The organism is Lacticaseibacillus nasuensis JCM 17158, from assembly GCF_001434705.1.
Lineage (GTDB): Bacteria > Bacillota > Bacilli > Lactobacillales > Lactobacillaceae > Lacticaseibacillus > Lacticaseibacillus nasuensis.
Genome location: NZ_AZDJ01000026.1, coordinates 152,332 through 169,349, shown reverse-complemented (window position 1 = coordinate 169,349; position 17,018 = coordinate 152,332). Strand labels below are relative to the sequence as shown.

Genomic DNA, 17,018 nt, shown 5'->3' with positions numbered 1-17,018 from the left:
AGATTCCCTACTAAATCTAGCCACTAAAAAAGGCCGCGCAAGCGCGGCCCAACTGGTGCCTACAGGTTCAAGGCTTCAACCAGTTTTTTGTTATCGTCGTTACTGATGCTTTCGGTGATGGCGCGTTCGCTGAGCTTCGCCATTTCAGTTGTCGACAGCTTCTTCATGAGGCTGCGCACCTTCAAGACACTCGTTGCGGACATGGAGAATTCGTCCAAGCCCATGCCGACCAACAGTGGCACCATGATCGGGTCGCCAGCGGCTTCCCCACACATGCCAGCCCACTTGCCTTCCTTATGCGCGGAGTCAATGACGTGCTTGACCAGGCGCAGGATGGATGGGTTATACGGTTGGTACAGATAGGACACGTGCTCGTTGCCGCGGTCAGCGGCCATCGAGTACTGGATCAAGTCGTTGGTCCCAATCGAGAAGAAGTCGACGCGCTTAGCGAATTGATCCGCCAAGACGGCTGCGGCTGGGATCTCGATCATGATCCCCAACTGGATCGAATCGGACACCTTCACGCCATCCTTGATCAGCTTGTCCTTTTCTTCGAGGAAGACCTGCTTGGCCTGCTCGAATTCTTGGATCGTCGCAATCATCGGGAACATGATGCGCAGGTTACCGAAGGCCGAGGCCCGCAGCAACGCGCGCAATTGCGTGCGGAAAATGTCTTGCCGGTCAAGCGAAATCCGAATCGCCCGGTAACCCAGGAACGGATTCTGCTCTTCTGGCAGTGGCAGATACGGCAGATGCTTGTCGCCACCGATGTCCATGGTGCGCACAACAACCGGCTTTGGATTCATCGTCTCCAAGACCTGCTTGTAGGCCTTGAATTGATCGTCTTCCGTCGGCAGTTCCGCGGAGTCCATGTACAAGAACTCGGTGCGGTACAAGCCCACCCCTTCGGCCCCGTTGGCTAAGACGCCATCCAGGTCCTTAGGCGTGCCGATGTTGGCGGACACTTCAAAGTGCTTGCCATCGGCGGTGACCGAGGCGGCCGTCTTTAAGGTGGCCCACTCGGCTTTTTGCTCGGTATAAGCCTTTTCTTCAGCTTTTGCCTGCTCGATTTGTTCAGGCGTTGGATCGACGGTCACTTCACCAGTCAGACCCGAAACCGTCAACATCTCATCTGCTTTGACGTCTTGGGTGATCGTTTGCGTGCCGACGACGGCTGGAATTTCCAGCGAGCGAGCCATGATTGCGCTATGCGCAGTCCGGCCGCCGATGTCAGTGACGAACGCCTTGACGTACTTCTTATTCAGCTGCGCCGTGTCGGAAGGCGTCAAGTCGTGGGCGATCACGATGACCTCTTCGTCGATCAGCGCTGGATTAGGCAGCGGGCGACCCAGCAAGTGAGCCAACACCCGCGTGGACACGTCGCGCACATCGGCGGCCCGTTCTTGCATGTACGGGTTGTCGGTCATGGCCTCGAAGGTGGCGATGAACATGTCGGAAACCGACTTCAAAGCCGCTTCGGCGTTGTCTTTGTCGTCTTTAATTTTGGTCTCGATGGCGCCGGTAAACTCCGGGTCGGACAAGATCATCATGTGGGCGTCAAAAACTTGGGCCTCATCCTCACCCAAGGTCTCAACCGCTTTGTCGCGGATGAGCTTGAGTTCGCTGTTACTTTGGTCTAATGCAGTGTGCAGACGTTGAATTTCCTGGTCAGGATCTTGGATCTTGGACTGAGAAAATGACAAATCGGGTTGCACTAACATGTAGGCTTTCGCGGTTGCGACGCCATCACTAGCGGCGATCCCCTTCAGTTGCTTTGTCATATTAGTCAGACAGTCCTTCCTTTTTCATGGTGTCTTCAATTGCGGCGATTGCCTCGGCTTCGTCGGCGCCTTCAGCAGAAATGGTCACGTCCGCGCCTTGGCCAACACCAAGACTCATGACGCCCATGATGGACTTCAAGTTAACGCTCTTACCTTTGTATTCCAAGTTGATGTCAGAATTGAACTTGCTTGCGGCCTGAACCAGCAATGTCGCTGGACGGGCGTGGATGCCTGTTTCTGCAATCACATTAAATTCGCGTTTTTCCATAAGATCTGCTCCTTCACATAAATAAAATGTTTGGTACGTAGAACTTGGCATTCTACTCCGTGTAAACCTTAACATTATTCGGCGACGTGAACAAGTGCTAAGTTCACTGCTACCGGCTGTTTGCGCAACAGCGAGCGCCGGTTCACTGGACCGGCTGATAGTGATAAATGATCTCGCCACCGCGGCCGGCGGTGCCGACAATTTCCTTGCGCTCAGGGTAATTCGTCCAAACGGCCCGAAACGCCCCAAACTCGGCTGGTGTGATCTTGATTTCCGCCCGCGTGCCGGCCTTCAGCTCGGCAATTAATTTGGCATAATCCGGGGTCAAATTCTTGCCTCCTTCCTCGACATGGGATTACGATAACATTATAGCCCAATGACGGCAAACAAAACGCATGACATGGGCCTCATTGCGATTTTTTTAGCACTCTCATGCCTAGAGTGCTTGAATTATTCTGTTCCCGGTGTATACTAGCCTCATAGGTCAAGAAAGGTCAGAACTTTTCGCGACCCAGCTGATTCTAGAAAGGTTGTGACCAAACGGTGTTATGTGAAAACTGCCATAAGAATCCAGCCACAATTCATCTGTACACGAGCGTGAACGGTTCAAAGCAAGAGATTAACCTCTGCCAGAACTGTTACCAGCAACTCAAGCAACAAGCAGGAGGAAATATGCAAAACCCAATGAACGCCAATGACCCATTCGGCTTCAACTCATTGGATGACATCTTCCGGGCGATGAGCAACGGCATGCCGCAAGGTCAACCCGAGGCCCAAACCCCGCCGACCCAAAGTGGCCGCGGTGGCAATGGCAACAACGGTGGCCGCGGCAACGACGGGAATTCCGTGCTCGGCCAATTCGGTGTGAACTTAACCGATAAGGCTAAGCGCGGCGAAATCGATCCCGTCATCGGCCGCGATGCCGAAATCGCGCGGGTGATTGAGATCTTGAACCGCCGGACGAAGAACAATCCCGTGCTCATCGGCGAGGCCGGTGTCGGCAAAACCGCGGTGGTCGAAGGCTTAGCCTTAAAGATTGCCAACGGCGACGTGCCGACCAAGCTGCAAGATCGCCAAGTCATCCAACTCGACGTCGTCTCCCTGGTGCAAGGCACCGGGATTCGCGGTCAGTTCGAACAGCGCATGCAACAATTGCTGGACGAATTGAAGAAGAGCCCGAATACCATCCTATTTATTGATGAAATTCACGAAATCGTCGGCGCCGGTAATGCCGAAGGTGGCATGGACGCCGGCAACGTCATCAAGCCGGCCTTGGCCCGCGGCGAGATGCAACTCGTCGGCGCCACGACCAACAACGAATACCGGCAAATCGAAAAGGACTCCGCCCTCGCCCGGCGCCTGCAGCCCGTGCAAGTCGACGAGCCAACTCCGGAGGAAACCATTAAGATTCTCAAGGGGATTCAGCCGCGCTACGAGGACTTCCACCACGTGCACTACACGGATGACGCCATCACCGCGGCGGTGAACTTGTCGAATCGCTACATCCAAGACCGCTACCTGCCCGATAAGGCCATCGACCTGCTGGATGAGGCCGGGTCGCGGAAGAATTTGACCATTACCGTGGTCGATCCGCAAACCGTCCAAACCAAGATCGACGACGCCGAGCAGCAAAAGCAGGCGGCGCTGAAGCAAGAAGACTACGAAAAGGCCGCCTTTTACCGCGACCAGGTGGCCAAGCTCGAAAAGATGAAGGCCAACTCGGAAAAAGTCGACAGCAAAGACATGCCGACGGTCACCGAGCAAGACATGGAAAACATCGTCGAGCAAAAAACCAACATTCCAGTCGGTGAACTCAAGCAACAAGAGCAGCAGCAATTGAAGAACCTCGCCCCTGCCTTGGAGGCGCACGTCATCGGCCAAGACGAAGCCGTGGACAAGGTGGCCCGAGCTATCCGGCGCAATCGCATCGGCTTCAACAAAACCGGTCGCCCAATCGGCAGCTTCCTGTTCGTCGGCCCCACCGGCGTCGGCAAAACCGAGCTGGCCAAGCAACTGGCCAAGCAACTCTTTGGCTCCGAAGAGGCGATGATTCGCTTTGACATGTCGGAGTACATGGAAAAATTCAGCGTGTCCAAGCTCATCGGGTCGCCTCCTGGCTATGTCGGCTATGAAGAAGCCGGCCAGCTCACCGAGCAAGTCCGGCGCAATCCGTACAGCCTGATTCTCCTCGACGAAATGGAAAAAGCGCACCCCGACGTCATGAACATGTTCTTGCAGATTCTCGACGACGGCCGCTTAACGGACAGTCAAGGCCGCACCGTCTCGTTCAAGGACACGATCATCATCATGACCTCTAACGCCGGCTCCACCGATGCCGAGGCCAACGTGGGCTTCGGCGCCTCGATCAAGGGCACGCAACACAGCGTCATCGACCAGTTGGGCAACTACTTCAAGCCGGAATTCCTGAATCGCTTCGACGACATCATCGAGTTCCAGCCGTTGAGCAAGGCCACCCTGCTGAAGATCGTCAGCCTGATGATTGCCCAAACCAACGCCAACATCCAAGATCAAGGCCTGACCATTCACGTCACGGATCCGGTCAAGGAGAAGCTCGTCACCTTGGGCTACAACCCGGCGATGGGCGCTCGGCCGCTGCGCCGCGTCATTCAGGAGCAAATTGAGGACCGCGTCGCCGATTTCTACCTCGACCACCCGGCCGCCAAGAACCTGGAGGCCCGCATCAGCAACGGCGAGATTCAAATTGCCGAAAGCAAGGCCGAATAATCTAAAAACTGACACGCAGCAGCGTGCCAGTTTTTTTATCCCCACCAGCATGGACCGTGATTCTTTAAGAAACCGCTCACGCTTTCTTTTGTTTTCTGCCATGTTCACCTATAATGAAGCTAGAAGGATATGAAGGAGATGACCCCGGATGCGGCTAATTGATGTCACCAATAGTTATCCCCACCTCGTTTCACAACAACTTGCCCATACCGATACTGCTTATGTGAAGGTCTACTCGCTCGGGAGCACCACCGTCGTCTACACCCAAGCGCCAACCCATGACGAGTTGTTATTTACCAACGAAACCCGCAATGTCAAAAACGTCGAAATCGCTTTTGCGTTGGAAAAACTCAGCGGCGTTAACATTAAAGACGTCACCGTCATTCACGGGGATAAGCTGGCCGAGGTGTCGTTAACCACGACCCAACGGCGCGCTGCGGAATAAACTGATGCTGGAGAGTGCTCATGAGTCTGTTGAATCATTTTGAAAACTTACTCGATCCGAAAAATCATGCCGGTGCCAAAACGCCGGCCAACGACTCAGCGACTCGCCCCGTGACTATGGCTAGTCAGGTGCACCTGACGATTCACTACCGCCAAGTCGGCAGCACCATCGAACTGCGTGAGCCCACCGTGCTCGCCGGGGCCGTTGGCGACCACGTGACGATTCCGTGGGTGGTGATTCCCGGCTATGTGCTGACGGAAATCACCGGCTTCACCGCGTTTTTTCCTGCCGAAAGCGGGCCGGTGTATTGTGAGTACAGCCCGCAAATCGCCGGCCCGGTGATCGTCTACCACCGCGACACGCAAGGCCGACTGCTGGAGCCACCGGAAGTACTCACCGGCGACATCAACGCCGACTTTGAGGCCTATGCCTTAGCCGATAACGTCGACCAAGTCGTCGGCGACGCCGTGCAAACCGGTCAGTTCACCGGCCACAGTCAGACGATTCGCTTCACTTATCAGCTCAATGCGCTGGAAGCCGGCACCCCACCCGATCAAACCGAATACATCGAAGTGCTCGTGCCGAAGTCCGTTTACCTGGATCCGACCGCCACGAGCCCCTTGGCCGACGTGCTCCCGGCGCACACGTTTTGGCGCGTATACACGCTGATGCGCGAAACGGTCACCAATCAGGTCTGGCTCAACCTCGGCGGCAGCCAGTGGATCACCGCCGATCAAACCCAGCGTCGGCACACCATGGCGTTTCTGCACGGCCCGGACCAACTGGCGCTGCCGAGCCTGCATTTTGCCCAAACCAACACGCCGATGCGCGCGGTGGGTATTGCCACCGGCGGCAGCGACGGCGTCACGTTGTGGTCAGCCCCGTACGGCCACATCAACGGCACGCGCCTTGGCAGCGGCAGCCGGCTCAAGATTACCAGCAAGGCCGATCTCGATGACGGCTCGAGCTGGTACCAACTCAAAAGCGGCGACTATGTCATGGCCCAATACGTTGAGCTATAAAACAACCAAGCGGCAAGCCTTAAGGCTTGCCGCTTTTTTCGTCGCCAGGCACATAGGCCAATAATTCTCCCGGCTGACACTGCAACACCGCACACAACCGCCCCAACGTGGAAAAGCGAATCGCCTTGCCCTTGCCGGTTTTGAGAATCGACAAGTTGGCCACGGTGATGTCAACGGCGTCTGCCAAGGCCGTCAGCGTCATGTGGCGGCGCGCCAATAGTTCATCGAGCTTAATGATGATCATGGCACCCCTCCTAAATCGTAAAGTCGCTGTCGGTTTTGTAGGCCAAGGCCGCCGCCCACAGCTGCTGCAAAATCGCCAAGAAGACGCTGATCACCACGGGAATTGCCACGATGGCGCTACCAATCAACACCACGCCAGGCGCGTCGTCGAGTTGCGCAAAGCAGTACACCAAGGGCAACCAGCAGATTGCCCCGACCGCCATGACGCCGACCGCCCACTTCAGCTCAATCAATAAGCGCAACGCCTGAGGAGAAAACGCCTGCCCCCGAGCAATCACCCGCAGCAAGCCTTCCGCCAACCCCACTGCCACCAAAAACGCCAGAATCAAAATTATCATCCCCACCACAAAACTCCAGGTAGGCCCAACAGCCACCGGCGGCGCGGTGGTCACCAGGCGGTGCAGCATGATTGGCACGGGAATCGCGGCGATGACAATGGTCGCCACCCCCACCACGGCCAGTACCAGTTGTAAGAAAATCGTTCGACCCTTCATTGGCTCGTCCTCCATTACGTTTAAGGGTAGTGTACCACGAACCATATCGATAAACGATAAAACCTGGGTTAAGCTTTTCTTACGGCTGGGCCCAACAAAAAAGCAGGCTTGCGCCTGCTTGAGGGTTAATTTGGATAAATCGTTTCGGTTCCGTCCAAGGCGTCGGCCATTTCCGGGGCATACGGCCCAACGATCAGCTGCTCGGCATCGGGACCGGCGAGGAACTCCGCCCCAATGGCCCGCAACGCGTCGAACAATTCGTCTTGCTTGCTTTCCTCCGGCTCGGTGAGATCGACAATCAGGAACAGATTGCTTTGGTCCTGGTAGGTCATCGTGCGCAACCACGCGCGGTGCACGCGGCTATCCGTGGCGAGCTTATCTTGCAGGCTAGCCACCAATTCCGCCGGCACGTGTTCCGGCATGCTGATTTGGAAAGTCACCTGTTCTTGGTCATCGCCGCTTGCCGCATCCGTGGCCTGGTGGCGTTCGTCCATTTGGCGCTTCAAGTCGGCCAACGAGTCGCGGTCTAGGCTGATATTGTCGCTGAACGGGTTGATCACCGCGCCGGTGACGTCTTGGTTGTCGGCAATCATGGCGGCCAAGGTGGCAAAATCCACCGGAATGACCTGACTGTTCATGACGGCATCGTGATTGCCCGAATCATTCCACTGGTCGAAGAGCTCGTTGACGGCTTGCCAGTCGGTGAACACCGGCTGAAAACTATTGTCGTCTTGCGTCTGCAACAACGGGAACTGCAACTCGGTGCCTTCCGGAATCTGTGGATACCCGGCATCGTCCGTCGGCAGGTCCTTAGCGCCGAATACGACGAGAATCAGCTTGGCTCGTTCGATTAGCTCGTCGAGAAACGCGCTTAGCGTCTCATCGGTTTGCTCGTTTTGGTGTTGCCGCCAGCTGATCAACAAATCATCGTTGGTCAACTGCATCACGGCCGGGTTGAAGTCCGGTTGCTCGAAGTCTTGGGCGTTGGTATCGGCGTCGGCTTTAGTCTGCTTTTGATTATCGCCGGTAGCCGGCGTCTTTGGCGTTTCGTCGTCATCCGAGTTTTTCTTAAACTTATCAAATAGTCCCATGATATTTCTCCCTTACAGCTTGGCGGTGAGGCGGACATTTGGATACTTATCGGCAAACCAGCGCTCGGCGTATTGATTCTCGAATAAAAACAAGGGGTCGCCGTGCACGTCTTTGACGAGCAAATTACGCGAACTGCTCATTTTTTCATCGAGCTGGTCCGGCTCGATCCAGCGCGCCGTGCGGTTGCCGATTGGGGTCATCACGACCTCGGAGTTGTATTCGTTTTGCATCCGAAACTTGAAGACTTCAAACTGCAGCTGCCCCACGGCACCGAGGATGTAGTCGCCGGTGGCATAGGTGCGATACAGCTGCACCGCGCCTTCTTGCACCAGCTGCTGCATCCCCTTGTGGAAACTCTTTTGCTTCATCACGTTTTTGGCCGTGACGCGCATGAACAGCTCCGGGGTAAATTGTGGCAACGGCTCAAAGCGCACCGGGTCCTTGCCGGCGTAAATCGTGTCGCCGATTTGGAAGTTCCCGGTATCATACAACCCGACGATGTCGCCGGCCACGGCGGTGGTCACCTGCTCGCGGCTGTCGGCCATGAACTCGGTGGAATTATTCAGCCGCATGGTTTTACCCGTGCGCTCAAGCGTCACGTCCATGCCGCGGTCGAATTCACCGGAGCCGATGCGGACAAAGGCGATGCGATCGCGGTGATTCGGATTCATGTTGGCTTGAATCTTGAAGACGAACCCGGCAAATTCCGGCGCGGTGGGCATCAACTCTTCGTCTCGGTTGGCCAACTGGTGGGGCCCAGGCGCCGGCGCCATGTCGACGAAGTGCTTGAGAAAGGTTTCGACGCCGAAGTTCGTCAACGCACTGCCGAAGAAGACGGGGGTCTGGTCCCCGGCCATGATTTTTTTGAGGTTATATTGATTGCCGGCGTCGTTGAGCAGGTCGATATCATCCAGCGCCGCGAGGTATTGCGGGTCGTGGCTCAAGGGCTCGCTGGCGGCGAGTTTCCCCGAGACCAGCGGCAGGTGCTTTTGGCCGGCTTCGTTTTCGCGGTACAACTCGAGCTGTTGGCCAACCCGGTCGTACAGGCCAACCAGCCCCTTGCCCATGCCAATCGGCCAGTTCATGGCGTAGCCTTCGATGCCCAGCAAATCTTCCAACTCGGCGATCAGGTCCAGGGGCTCGCGGCCATCGCGGTCGAGCTTGTTCATAAAGGTAAAAATGGGAATTCCACGCTGCTTGACGACCTTGAACAGCTTCTTGGTTTGCGCCTCGATCCCCTTGGCCGAGTCGATGACCATCACCGCGGCATCGACGGCCATCAGCGTGCGGTAGGTGTCTTCGGAAAAATCCTCATGCCCAGGCGTATCGAGAATGTTGATGCGCTTGCCGGCGTAGTCGAACTGCATCACGGAACTGGTCACCGAGATGCCGCGTTGTTTTTCGATGGCCATCCAGTCGGACTTGGCAAAATGCCCCGACTTCTTGGCCTTGACGGTGCCGGCTTCGCGAATCACCCCACCGTACAGCAACAGTTGCTCGGTGATCGTGGTTTTCCCGGCATCCGGGTGCGAGATAATGGCAAACGTGCGGCGTTTGGCCACGGCTTGCTTTAATTCTTGTGCGTTCATCATGATTGTCCTTTCTTGTCTGCGACGGCCAATCACTGAACCGTTAATACTTGTGCATAAGCCCTCCGTTGGTAAAAGACGCCGAACGGATTCCGTCGGCGTCGGTATCTTAATTATTATAATCAACTCGGCCGCGGAGTACCAGCTTAACCCGCCGAGTCGCCGGCGGTCAGCGGCTTTTCGAGGTGCACATGCACGTTCACCAGCCGCGCGCCGGCAATCTGCCCGGTCACGGCGGTGATGCCTGGCGCCAGCGTCAGCCGCTCTTGCTTGTAGCGCGTGGGAATGTCGCCGAGTTGGGCGATGATGTAACCCGCCAGCGTGTCGACGTCTGGCGCCTCGAGGGTCGTGTCGAACAACGCGTTGAAGTCGTGCAGCGGCATGCGCCCGGACACCAGGTATTCCAAGTCGCTGAGCTTGGTGTAATCCGTGGTGGTTTGGTCGGATTCGTCGTTGATGTCCCCGACGATTTCTTCGATTAAGTCTTCGATGGTGACCAGCCCCACCACCCCGCCGTATTCATCCAGCAAGATGGCCATTTGCTGCTTGCGCTGGCGCATTTGCGTCAACAAGTCGTCGACGGCAATGGTCTCTGGCACGAACAGCGGCGGCGTCATCACCGTTTCCAAATGCACGCGCTCGAACCCGACGGCGCGGGCACGTTGCAGCAAGTTCTTGATGTGGACGATGCCGATGACGTGATCCTTGTCGCCGCTATACACGGGAATCCGCGAGTAGACGGTGCTTAAAATGGCGTCGATGGCCTCTGAATCCGGCTGCGCCGCATCGATCATAAACGCATCGATGCGCGGCACCATCACCGAGCTGGCGAGCTTTTGATCCAGGGAAATGACGCCTTCAAACATTTCGTATTCGTCGGCTTCGATGGCCCCGGACTGCCGCCCTTTTTGCATCATGGCGACCATTTCGTCACGGGTCACCGGCACGGTGTCCTGCGTGAAGTGCATTGGCGTGAGCTTCATCAACACGTGCGTGGACGCTGATAATAACCAGACGAACGGCCGCAATAGCGTGCCAACCACCGTGATCGGCGTGACGCTGGCCTTGGCCACCGCCTCGGTTTGTTGCAAGGCCAGTTGCTTCGGGTACAGCTCGCCGAACACCAGGGAAAAGTAGGACAAGATGATGGTCACGACCACGACGGCGGCCTCGTGCGCCCAGGCGAACTGCCCGAACCACGGCGCCACGCAATCCGCCAACGAGGTGGCCGCAGACGCCGACGCGAAGAACCCGGCGAAGGTAATGCCCACTTGAATGGTGGCGAGGAAGTTGCTGGAGTTGGCCATGATGGCCACCAGCTTGCCCGCCTTCTTGTCGCCGGCCGCGGCCTGCGTCTCCATGCGCGTGCGCGATAGCGACACCACAGAAATCTCCGCGGCGGCAAACAAGGCGTTGATCACCGTCAACACCACAATCAAAATGAGCTGAGCCGGGAGATTCCCGTCACCATCCATGTTTCCTCACAACCTTTCGTGTCGTAATCGTAGTATAGCAGTATCCGTGGCCCGACGCTATTCTTTAGGGGCCATCAAGGCCGCATCGCGCCGCGCATTGCGGTGGAAGCGGTACAACTCGATAGCATAGGTCACCACCGTTTTCACCACGGCATAAGTCGGCACTGCCAAAATCGTCCCTAGGAGGCCAAACAAGTTCCCCGCCACTAGCAACAACACGATGATGGTCAGCGGGTGGATGTCCAAAGAGCGCCCGATGACATTGGGATAAATCAGGTTGCCGTCGACTTGCTGAACAATCACCACGACGATGACCACCAGCGCCAGCTTGCCCCACCCGTCAGGTAAGGCCACCAAAAGCGCCGGCGTGATGCCCAGGTACGGGCCGAGGTAAGGAATAATTGTCGTCACCCCGGCGATGAACCCGAGCAAAAACGCGTAAGGCATGCCGATGATCAGGTAGCCGATGAAAGTGAAGGTGCCGACGAACAGGCACTCGATGGCCTGCCCGGCGATGTAATGCGACAACGTGGCGCTCATGCGCGAAAACACGGTGCTGATTTCCTCACCATAGCGCTCAGGGAAAAAGCGCCGCACGCTTGGCACCAGCTTACCGCCGTCTTTGAGCATGTAAAACAGCAACACCGGAATCGTGATCAGGTTGATGAAGAAGCCCGCCACCGACCCAATCAAGCTTGGCAACCCGGTGGAAAAACCGTCAAACACGTTGGCCAAGATCTTCGCCGGTTGAATGCTGCTGCCGAAGCTATCGAGGAGCTTGGCGACGTGGAACTGCTGGTACCACCCATAGCTCGACAGGTGCTGCACCAGGTCCTTGAGCTGCTCATAAAACCCCGGCAGGCTGGTGACCAGCTGCGTGATTTGGCTGACCAGGTTGGGAATGATGGTGGCGATGATGAACGCCACCAAGCCGATGACAATCAGAAACACCAGCCCGATCCCCCAACCGCGCTTGATGTGCCAGCGCTGCAGCAAGTTGATCAGCGGGTTAAAGAGATAATACAAGAACCCGGCAGCCAGAATTGGCACCAGCAACGTGGAGAAAAACGTCGCCACCGGCGCAAACAGGAAGGACAACGACTGTAGGCCAATGATTAAGGCCACTATAATCAAGGCCTCTAACGACCAAAACATCAACCGCGAATGGCGGAGTTTCTCAAACATCGCGCGCCTCCTGAGAATTTCTAGTGCTATAATACCAAATATTCACCAATCAAGGAGCATGACCACAATGCAGATCCGTCACACCACCGATTTAACCAGCCCCATTTACCAAGCCGCCTTGGCGATTCGCAAGACGGTGTTCGTCGCCGAGCAACACGTCCCCGTGGCCCGGGAAGTCGACGCCGACGAAGCCCGCACCATTCACTTTGTCGCCTACGCCAACGACCAGCCCGTCGGCACCGCTCGGCTCTTGCCGGAAGCCACCGGCTTTCACGTGCAACGCGTCGCCGTGGTCAAAGCCGCCCGCGGCACCGGCGTCGGCAGCGCCTTGCTACAAGCCTTGGCGGATTACGCCAAGGCCCACCACGCCCAGACCTTGCGCCTCGGCGCGCAGGTGCACGCCGTCGGGTTTTACGAGCGGCTGGGCTATCACCTCACCGCGCGCCCAGAGTTTCTCGATGCCGGCATTCGCCACCGGGAAATGGCACTTGATTTAACCGACTAGCCTCGCCCTTGGGCGAGGCTTTTCGTTTGCCAAAAAAACCAGCCGCGGCTGCGGCTGGTTGGCGTTACTTCTTGGCCTTGGCGTCTTGCGCCTGAAGCTGGGCGGCCAACTTCAGGATGTAGGCGCGCAACTCGTCTTTGACTTCGGGATGGGTCAGGCCGTATTCGATGGTGGTTTGCACGAAGCCGAACTTGTTGCCGACATCGTAACGGTCGCCGGTGAATTCATGGGCGAACACGCGCTGGGTCTGATTCAGCGTGTCGATCGCATCGGTGAGCTGAATCTCGTTGCCCTTCCCCGGCTTTTGGTGCTCGAGGATGCCAAAAATCTCCGGCGTCAACAGGTAGCGCCCGATGATGGCCAAGTCGGATGGTGCATCGGCCACCGCTGGTTTTTCAACGAACTTGCGCACGTTGAACAGGCCCGGTTCGACCTCGGATTCCGGATCGATCACCCCATAGGCGGACACCTCGTCGTGCGGCACCTTTTTCACCGCGAGAATCGAGGCATGCGTCTGGTTGTAGGCGTCGATGAGTTGCTTGGTGAGCGGCACCTTGTCTTCCATCAAGTCGTCGCCCAGCATCACGACAAACGGCTCGTCGCCGACAAACGACCGCGCGATGCGCACGGCGTCGCCGAGGCCATTCGGGTACGGCTGGCGGGCGAAGAACAAGTTGACGCCGATGTCGGTGGTGTTGTGCACCATCGCCAACAGTTTGTCCTTGTGCTTGGCCTCCAAGTTTTGTTCCAACTCCGGCGCAGAATCGAAGTGGTCCTCGATGGAGCGCTTGTTTTTACCTTCGATGATTAAGATGTCCTCAATCCCGCTGGCTTTGGCTTCTTCGACGATGAATTGAATCGTCGGCTTGTCGACAATCGGCAACATTTCCTTGGCCAGCGCCTTGGTGGCGGGCAGGAATCGCGTGCCCAGCCCCGCGGCGGGAATCACAGCTTTGCGTACTTTCACAATCAGTACCCCTTTCGCTTTTGACTACCCTCACATCATACCGGAAACCGGTGCCAAATAGTAGGGGTACGGTGGTAAATTTGCGCAAAATTGGTCTAGTTGGGCGGCCATTCCGCGAAAAAAACGCCCGACCACAATGGGCCAGGCGCAGAATTAGGCTTGAGTCGGAATTTCGTGGACGCTGAGGGCCAAGGTATCGATGCCATGCTCGGCCCAGTCGGCGGCGAGCTGCGCCACTGCCTTGGTTTGATCGATCAAGACGATGCCACAATCCCCGCCCCCGGCACCAGAGGACTTCGCGGCGCCACCGGCGGCTTCGGCGAGCTCGCACAAGGTGTGTAGCTTGGCAGTTTCGATTTCGACCCCGGAAAACGCGGCCAGGTGCGCCAACAATTCGCGGTTGCGCCGCACGCCGGCTTGAATCGTGGCCAAGGCACCGGCGTGAAACCCGTCGATGATGTGCTCGATGGTCGCCTTGCTGGCGGCGAGAAACTGCTTGTACTCTGCGCGCTCGCGCGCCTGGGCGATGGCGATTTTATCGACGAGCTGCGAAGTCGATGCCGGCGAACCGGTCCACCCAATCACCAGCTGCATCGCCGCCGGGGCCTGCAGTAATTCAATGCTTAACCCCGGCCAGCTCATGGCCAGCAACTCGCGCAGCGAATGGTCACGCCGCTGCGCCGCCAACCACGCCTTGTCAAACGAGCGGTAGGCGATCCAGCCGCCGTACACCGACGCGGCGATGTCGCCGAGGCTGCCGTTGCCTTGAATGTCCAAATGCGCAATGGCGGCGAGTTTGTACACCTGATCCGGCGTCATGCCCAGCGCGTAAAACGCGTTAAGCGCCTTGACCGTGGCGACGGTCACCGCCGCGCTGGAGCCCAGCCCGAACTTTTTGCCATCGGTGGAATCCAGATCGGAGTCGATACTCATGTTGTACACCGCCAGCGGCTTGCCCAGCTCCCGGGCGTAAGTCTCGGTGAGCTTAATGGCCGAGAGGATGTAGTGAAACGGGTTGTCCCGGTTATCAAACACCATCTCGTCGCCTTGGCGCGACCACATCAGCGAGTTTTCTTGATATTGTTTGCTTTGAATACTGCCGATTCGCTTGGCCGGCGTCACCGTCACGGTCACGAACTGGTTTAACGCGACGATAATAGCGGGATATCCCGTTTCCACCACCGCATATTCTCCTGCGATATAAAGTTTGCCCGGTGCCTGTGCTGTTACCACGCCATCATAACCCTTCCCATCAAATGACCATCAATTCTTGGTCTCAATTTATTATACGGTTTTTCGCTGTGGGTGACGGGCTCACCCGCAACCGTAACGATTTCTCAAGATTCGCACAATGCCCCATTGTACTGGACCCGCCGCCAAACCGCAAACGCCACAAAAAACGTGCAGCTCATCGCCACACGTTCGGGTTACTTCAACAGGTACTTGGCATCGGCCACTGGGTCTTGACTGGTTAAAATCTTCGGCCCGTCGTCGGTGATGACGATGGTGTGCTCGTACTGGGCACAATCGGAGCCATCGGCCGTGACGTAGTATTCCCAGTCGTCGTTGGGCACCTGCTTGGCCTTGATCTTCCACGTGCCGGTGGTAATCATCGGCTCGATGGTGATGGTCATGCCAGCCTTGAGGCGTAAGCCGTGCCCCGGCTCGCCATAATGCGGCACGTTCGGGCTTTCGTGCATCGTCGGCTGAATGCCGTGCCCGATGAGCTCACGCACGTCACCATAGCCGTGTTCGTCTTCGGTAAAGTGCTGAATCGCGTAGCCAATGTCCCCGATGCGATTGCCGACCTGCGCGGCATCGATGCCGAGGTACAACGCCTGCTTGGTGATGTCCATCAGCTTTTGCTTTTTTTCGCTGATTTCACCAACGGCATAGGTCCAGCAGGAATCGCTGAAGTAGCCGTGGTAGTCGACGACGGTATCCACCGCCACGATGTCGCCGGCCTTGAGGTCAAGCCCCTTGCGCGGCACCGCATGGGCCACTTCGTCGTTGATGGAAACACAAGTGGCGTACTTATAGCCTTCAAACCCCAGCTCGGCAGGAATCGCGCCGTGGCTTTCGATGTATTCGCGGCCCACTTTTTCAATTTCCCAACTCGATACCCCGGGCCGGATGATGTCGGCGACGGCCTTGTGCATGCCGGCGAGAATCGCGCCAGACTCGGCCATGCCTTCAATTTCACGTGCTGATTTAATCGTAATCACAACTAGGATCTCCCTCATTAGTCTTTGTTTAGTGTAGCACAACTCGCCTGCCGTGGCAGTTTTGGGTGGACTCTGCTATAATGACTCGGATGTTTTACCACAGTCAGACTAATTGGAGGGATTATCGTGGCTACTGCCCGCATCGTCTATGCAAGCATGACCGGCAACAACGAAGAAATCGCCGGCATCGTCGAGGAAGAACTAGAAAAATATGGCGTGACGGTCACGACCACCGAAGTGTCGCAGGCCATGGCCGAAGACTTCCAAACCGTCGACATCTGCATCGTGGCCACCTACACCTACTCAGATGTCGGCGACGGTGTGCTGCCGGATGAAGCCGTCGATTTCTATGAAGATCTGCAGGAGCTCGACTTAACCGGCAAGGTCTACGGTTGCTGCGGCAGCGGCGATAAGTTTTACGACGACTTCGCCACCTCCGTGGATGACTTCGACCACGCCTTTGCCGCCACCGGAGCCACCAAGGGCGCGCCGAGCGTGAAAATCGACCTGGCGCCAGAAGACGACGACATCGCCGCCTTGGAGGCCTTCACCAAGGCCATCGTCGAGAAACAACAAAGCCTGTAACGCAAAAATCCAGCCATCACTTGGCTGGATTTTTTGGTGCCGGCAGGTTCAGCGCCTTGGCCCGTTTCTTGACGAAGTCGTGCACCTTGCCGCGCGAATGGTGCACGTGACCGGTGAAGTATTCGGCCACCAGGGCGTTGATCACCGCCCCGATCAACAGCAGCATGGCCATGAAGTTCAGCCACAACAACAAGATCATGAAGGTGCCGATGGTGCCGTAGGAGTTGAACCGGGTGCCGAAGTAGCGCATGTACCAACTAAAGGCCTGCGCTAACAGCAACCACCCGACGATGGTAAAGCTCGCGCCGGGCAGAATCGTCCAAAACTTGACCCGGGCGTTGGGCAAAAAGTAATCCAGCACCGTGATGGCCACCACCAACGCCGCCAACGTGACGGG

The 17,018-nt window shown here is 57.0% G+C and carries 18 protein-coding genes; 5 read left to right on the top strand and 13 right to left on the bottom strand.

Annotated features, from left to right (window positions below):
- Window positions 1–59 precede the first annotated feature (59 nt).
- The 3 genes from ptsP to FD02_RS06795 all read right to left on the bottom strand — a co-directional run bounded on the left by ptsP (window position 60) and on the right by FD02_RS06795 (window position 2,377).
- Window positions 60–1,781 carry a phosphoenolpyruvate--protein phosphotransferase gene (gene ptsP / locus FD02_RS06805; RefSeq protein ID WP_056951356.1) on the bottom strand — a complete coding sequence of 574 codons (1,722 nt, stop codon included), beginning with the start codon at window positions 1,779–1,781 and terminating at the stop codon, window positions 60–62.
- Between the two features lies 1 nt (window position 1,782).
- Window positions 1,783–2,049: a phosphocarrier protein HPr gene (locus FD02_RS06800; RefSeq protein ID WP_054723064.1), complete on the bottom strand. Its 267-nt coding sequence runs from the start codon at window positions 2,047–2,049 to the stop codon at window positions 1,783–1,785.
- Between the two features lie 142 nt (window positions 2,050–2,191).
- A complete protein-coding gene (locus FD02_RS06795) occupies window positions 2,192–2,377 on the bottom strand; it encodes a hypothetical protein (protein WP_054723063.1) in 186 nt (61 codons plus the stop codon).
- Window positions 2,378–2,592: 215 nt separating this feature from the next.
- On the opposite strand from FD02_RS06795, the gene FD02_RS06790 reads away from it, so the two are divergent.
- From FD02_RS06790 to FD02_RS06780, 3 genes are all read left to right on the top strand, one after another.
- Window positions 2,593–4,794, top strand: coding sequence for an ATP-dependent Clp protease ATP-binding subunit (locus tag FD02_RS06790; RefSeq protein WP_056951354.1), 2,202 nt, complete (start codon window positions 2,593–2,595; stop codon window positions 4,792–4,794).
- A 148-nt stretch (window positions 4,795–4,942) separates the two neighbouring features.
- The gene (locus FD02_RS06785; RefSeq protein ID WP_054723062.1) at window positions 4,943–5,239 is read left to right on the top strand and encodes a DUF1827 family protein; all 297 of its coding nucleotides are present in this window, start codon (window positions 4,943–4,945) and stop codon (window positions 5,237–5,239) included.
- Window positions 5,240–5,259: 20 nt separating this feature from the next.
- A complete protein-coding gene (locus FD02_RS06780) occupies window positions 5,260–6,261 on the top strand; it encodes a MucBP domain-containing protein (protein WP_056951351.1) in 1,002 nt (333 codons plus the stop codon).
- Window positions 6,262–6,280: 19 nt separating this feature from the next.
- Here FD02_RS06780 and FD02_RS06775 read toward each other — a convergent pair whose 3' ends face one another.
- From FD02_RS06775 to FD02_RS06750, 6 genes are all read right to left on the bottom strand, one after another.
- Entirely contained in the window at window positions 6,281–6,505 is a 225-nt protein-coding gene (locus tag FD02_RS06775; protein ID WP_056951349.1) for a helix-turn-helix domain-containing protein, read from the bottom strand.
- A gap of 10 nt (window positions 6,506–6,515) precedes the next feature.
- Window positions 6,516–6,998, bottom strand: a complete 483-nt coding sequence (locus FD02_RS06770; protein ID WP_056951347.1) for a DUF2975 domain-containing protein — start codon at window positions 6,996–6,998, stop codon at window positions 6,516–6,518.
- 125 nt (window positions 6,999–7,123) lie between these two features.
- Window positions 7,124–8,089 (bottom strand): enhanced serine sensitivity protein SseB C-terminal domain-containing protein, encoded by a 966-nt coding sequence (locus tag FD02_RS06765; protein ID WP_056951345.1) that lies wholly within the window; start codon window positions 8,087–8,089, stop codon window positions 7,124–7,126.
- Window positions 8,090–8,101: 12 nt separating this feature from the next.
- On the bottom strand, window positions 8,102–9,679 hold the full coding sequence (locus FD02_RS06760) for a peptide chain release factor 3 (RefSeq protein ID WP_056951454.1): 1,578 nt from the start codon (window positions 9,677–9,679) through the stop codon (window positions 8,102–8,104).
- Window positions 9,680–9,825: 146 nt separating this feature from the next.
- Window positions 9,826–11,154: a hemolysin family protein gene (locus FD02_RS06755; protein ID WP_054723057.1), complete on the bottom strand. Its 1,329-nt coding sequence runs from the start codon at window positions 11,152–11,154 to the stop codon at window positions 9,826–9,828.
- A gap of 57 nt (window positions 11,155–11,211) precedes the next feature.
- The gene (locus tag FD02_RS06750) at window positions 11,212–12,339 is read right to left on the bottom strand and encodes an AI-2E family transporter (RefSeq protein ID WP_056951343.1); all 1,128 of its coding nucleotides are present in this window, start codon (window positions 12,337–12,339) and stop codon (window positions 11,212–11,214) included.
- 67 nt (window positions 12,340–12,406) lie between these two features.
- Between FD02_RS06750 and FD02_RS06745 the strand changes: the two genes are divergently transcribed.
- Entirely contained in the window at window positions 12,407–12,844 is a 438-nt protein-coding gene (locus FD02_RS06745; RefSeq protein ID WP_056951341.1) for a GNAT family N-acetyltransferase, read from the top strand.
- Between the two features lie 64 nt (window positions 12,845–12,908).
- Here FD02_RS06745 and galU read toward each other — a convergent pair whose 3' ends face one another.
- The 3 genes from galU to map all read right to left on the bottom strand — a co-directional run bounded on the left by galU (window position 12,909) and on the right by map (window position 16,036).
- Window positions 12,909–13,811 (bottom strand): UTP--glucose-1-phosphate uridylyltransferase GalU, encoded by a 903-nt coding sequence (gene galU, locus FD02_RS06740; RefSeq protein WP_054723055.1) that lies wholly within the window; start codon window positions 13,809–13,811, stop codon window positions 12,909–12,911.
- Between the two features lie 153 nt (window positions 13,812–13,964).
- On the bottom strand, window positions 13,965–15,044 hold the full coding sequence (locus FD02_RS06735; RefSeq protein WP_056951339.1) for a phosphomevalonate kinase: 1,080 nt from the start codon (window positions 15,042–15,044) through the stop codon (window positions 13,965–13,967).
- Window positions 15,045–15,238: 194 nt separating this feature from the next.
- The gene (gene map, locus FD02_RS06730; RefSeq protein ID WP_056951337.1) at window positions 15,239–16,036 is read right to left on the bottom strand and encodes a type I methionyl aminopeptidase; all 798 of its coding nucleotides are present in this window, start codon (window positions 16,034–16,036) and stop codon (window positions 15,239–15,241) included.
- 126 nt (window positions 16,037–16,162) lie between these two features.
- On the opposite strand from map, the gene FD02_RS06725 reads away from it, so the two are divergent.
- A complete protein-coding gene (locus FD02_RS06725) occupies window positions 16,163–16,621 on the top strand; it encodes a flavodoxin (RefSeq protein WP_056951335.1) in 459 nt (152 codons plus the stop codon).
- 16 nt (window positions 16,622–16,637) lie between these two features.
- Here the strand turns inward: FD02_RS06725 and FD02_RS11510 are convergent.
- The coding region (locus FD02_RS11510) for a YihY/virulence factor BrkB family protein (protein WP_235806694.1) at window positions 16,638–17,018 on the bottom strand (381 nt) is incomplete at its 5' end.

Excerpts from the sequence above, each read along its gene's own strand:
- FD02_RS06780 (WP_056951351.1), top strand. The coding sequence starts at position 5,260 with ATGAGTCTGTTGAATCATTTTGAAAACTTACTCGATCCGAAAAATCAT.
- FD02_RS06800 (WP_054723064.1), bottom strand. The coding sequence starts at position 2,049 with ATGGAAAAACGCGAATTTAATGTGATTGCAGAAACAGGCATCCACGCC.
- FD02_RS06765 (WP_056951345.1), bottom strand. The coding sequence starts at position 8,089 with ATGGGACTATTTGATAAGTTTAAGAAAAACTCGGATGACGACGAAACG.
- FD02_RS06755 (WP_054723057.1), bottom strand. The coding sequence starts at position 11,154 with ATGGATGGTGACGGGAATCTCCCGGCTCAGCTCATTTTGATTGTGGTG.
- FD02_RS06745 (WP_056951341.1), top strand. The coding sequence starts at position 12,407 with ATGCAGATCCGTCACACCACCGATTTAACCAGCCCCATTTACCAAGCC.
- FD02_RS06775 (WP_056951349.1), bottom strand. The coding sequence starts at position 6,505 with ATGATCATCATTAAGCTCGATGAACTATTGGCGCGCCGCCACATGACG.
- FD02_RS06770 (WP_056951347.1), bottom strand. The coding sequence starts at position 6,998 with ATGAAGGGTCGAACGATTTTCTTACAACTGGTACTGGCCGTGGTGGGG.
- FD02_RS06750 (WP_056951343.1), bottom strand. The coding sequence starts at position 12,339 with ATGTTTGAGAAACTCCGCCATTCGCGGTTGATGTTTTGGTCGTTAGAG.
- FD02_RS06785 (WP_054723062.1), top strand. The coding sequence starts at position 4,943 with ATGCGGCTAATTGATGTCACCAATAGTTATCCCCACCTCGTTTCACAA.
- FD02_RS06760 (WP_056951454.1), bottom strand. The coding sequence starts at position 9,679 with ATGAACGCACAAGAATTAAAGCAAGCCGTGGCCAAACGCCGCACGTTT.
- ptsP (WP_056951356.1), bottom strand. The coding sequence starts at position 1,781 with ATGACAAAGCAACTGAAGGGGATCGCCGCTAGTGATGGCGTCGCAACC.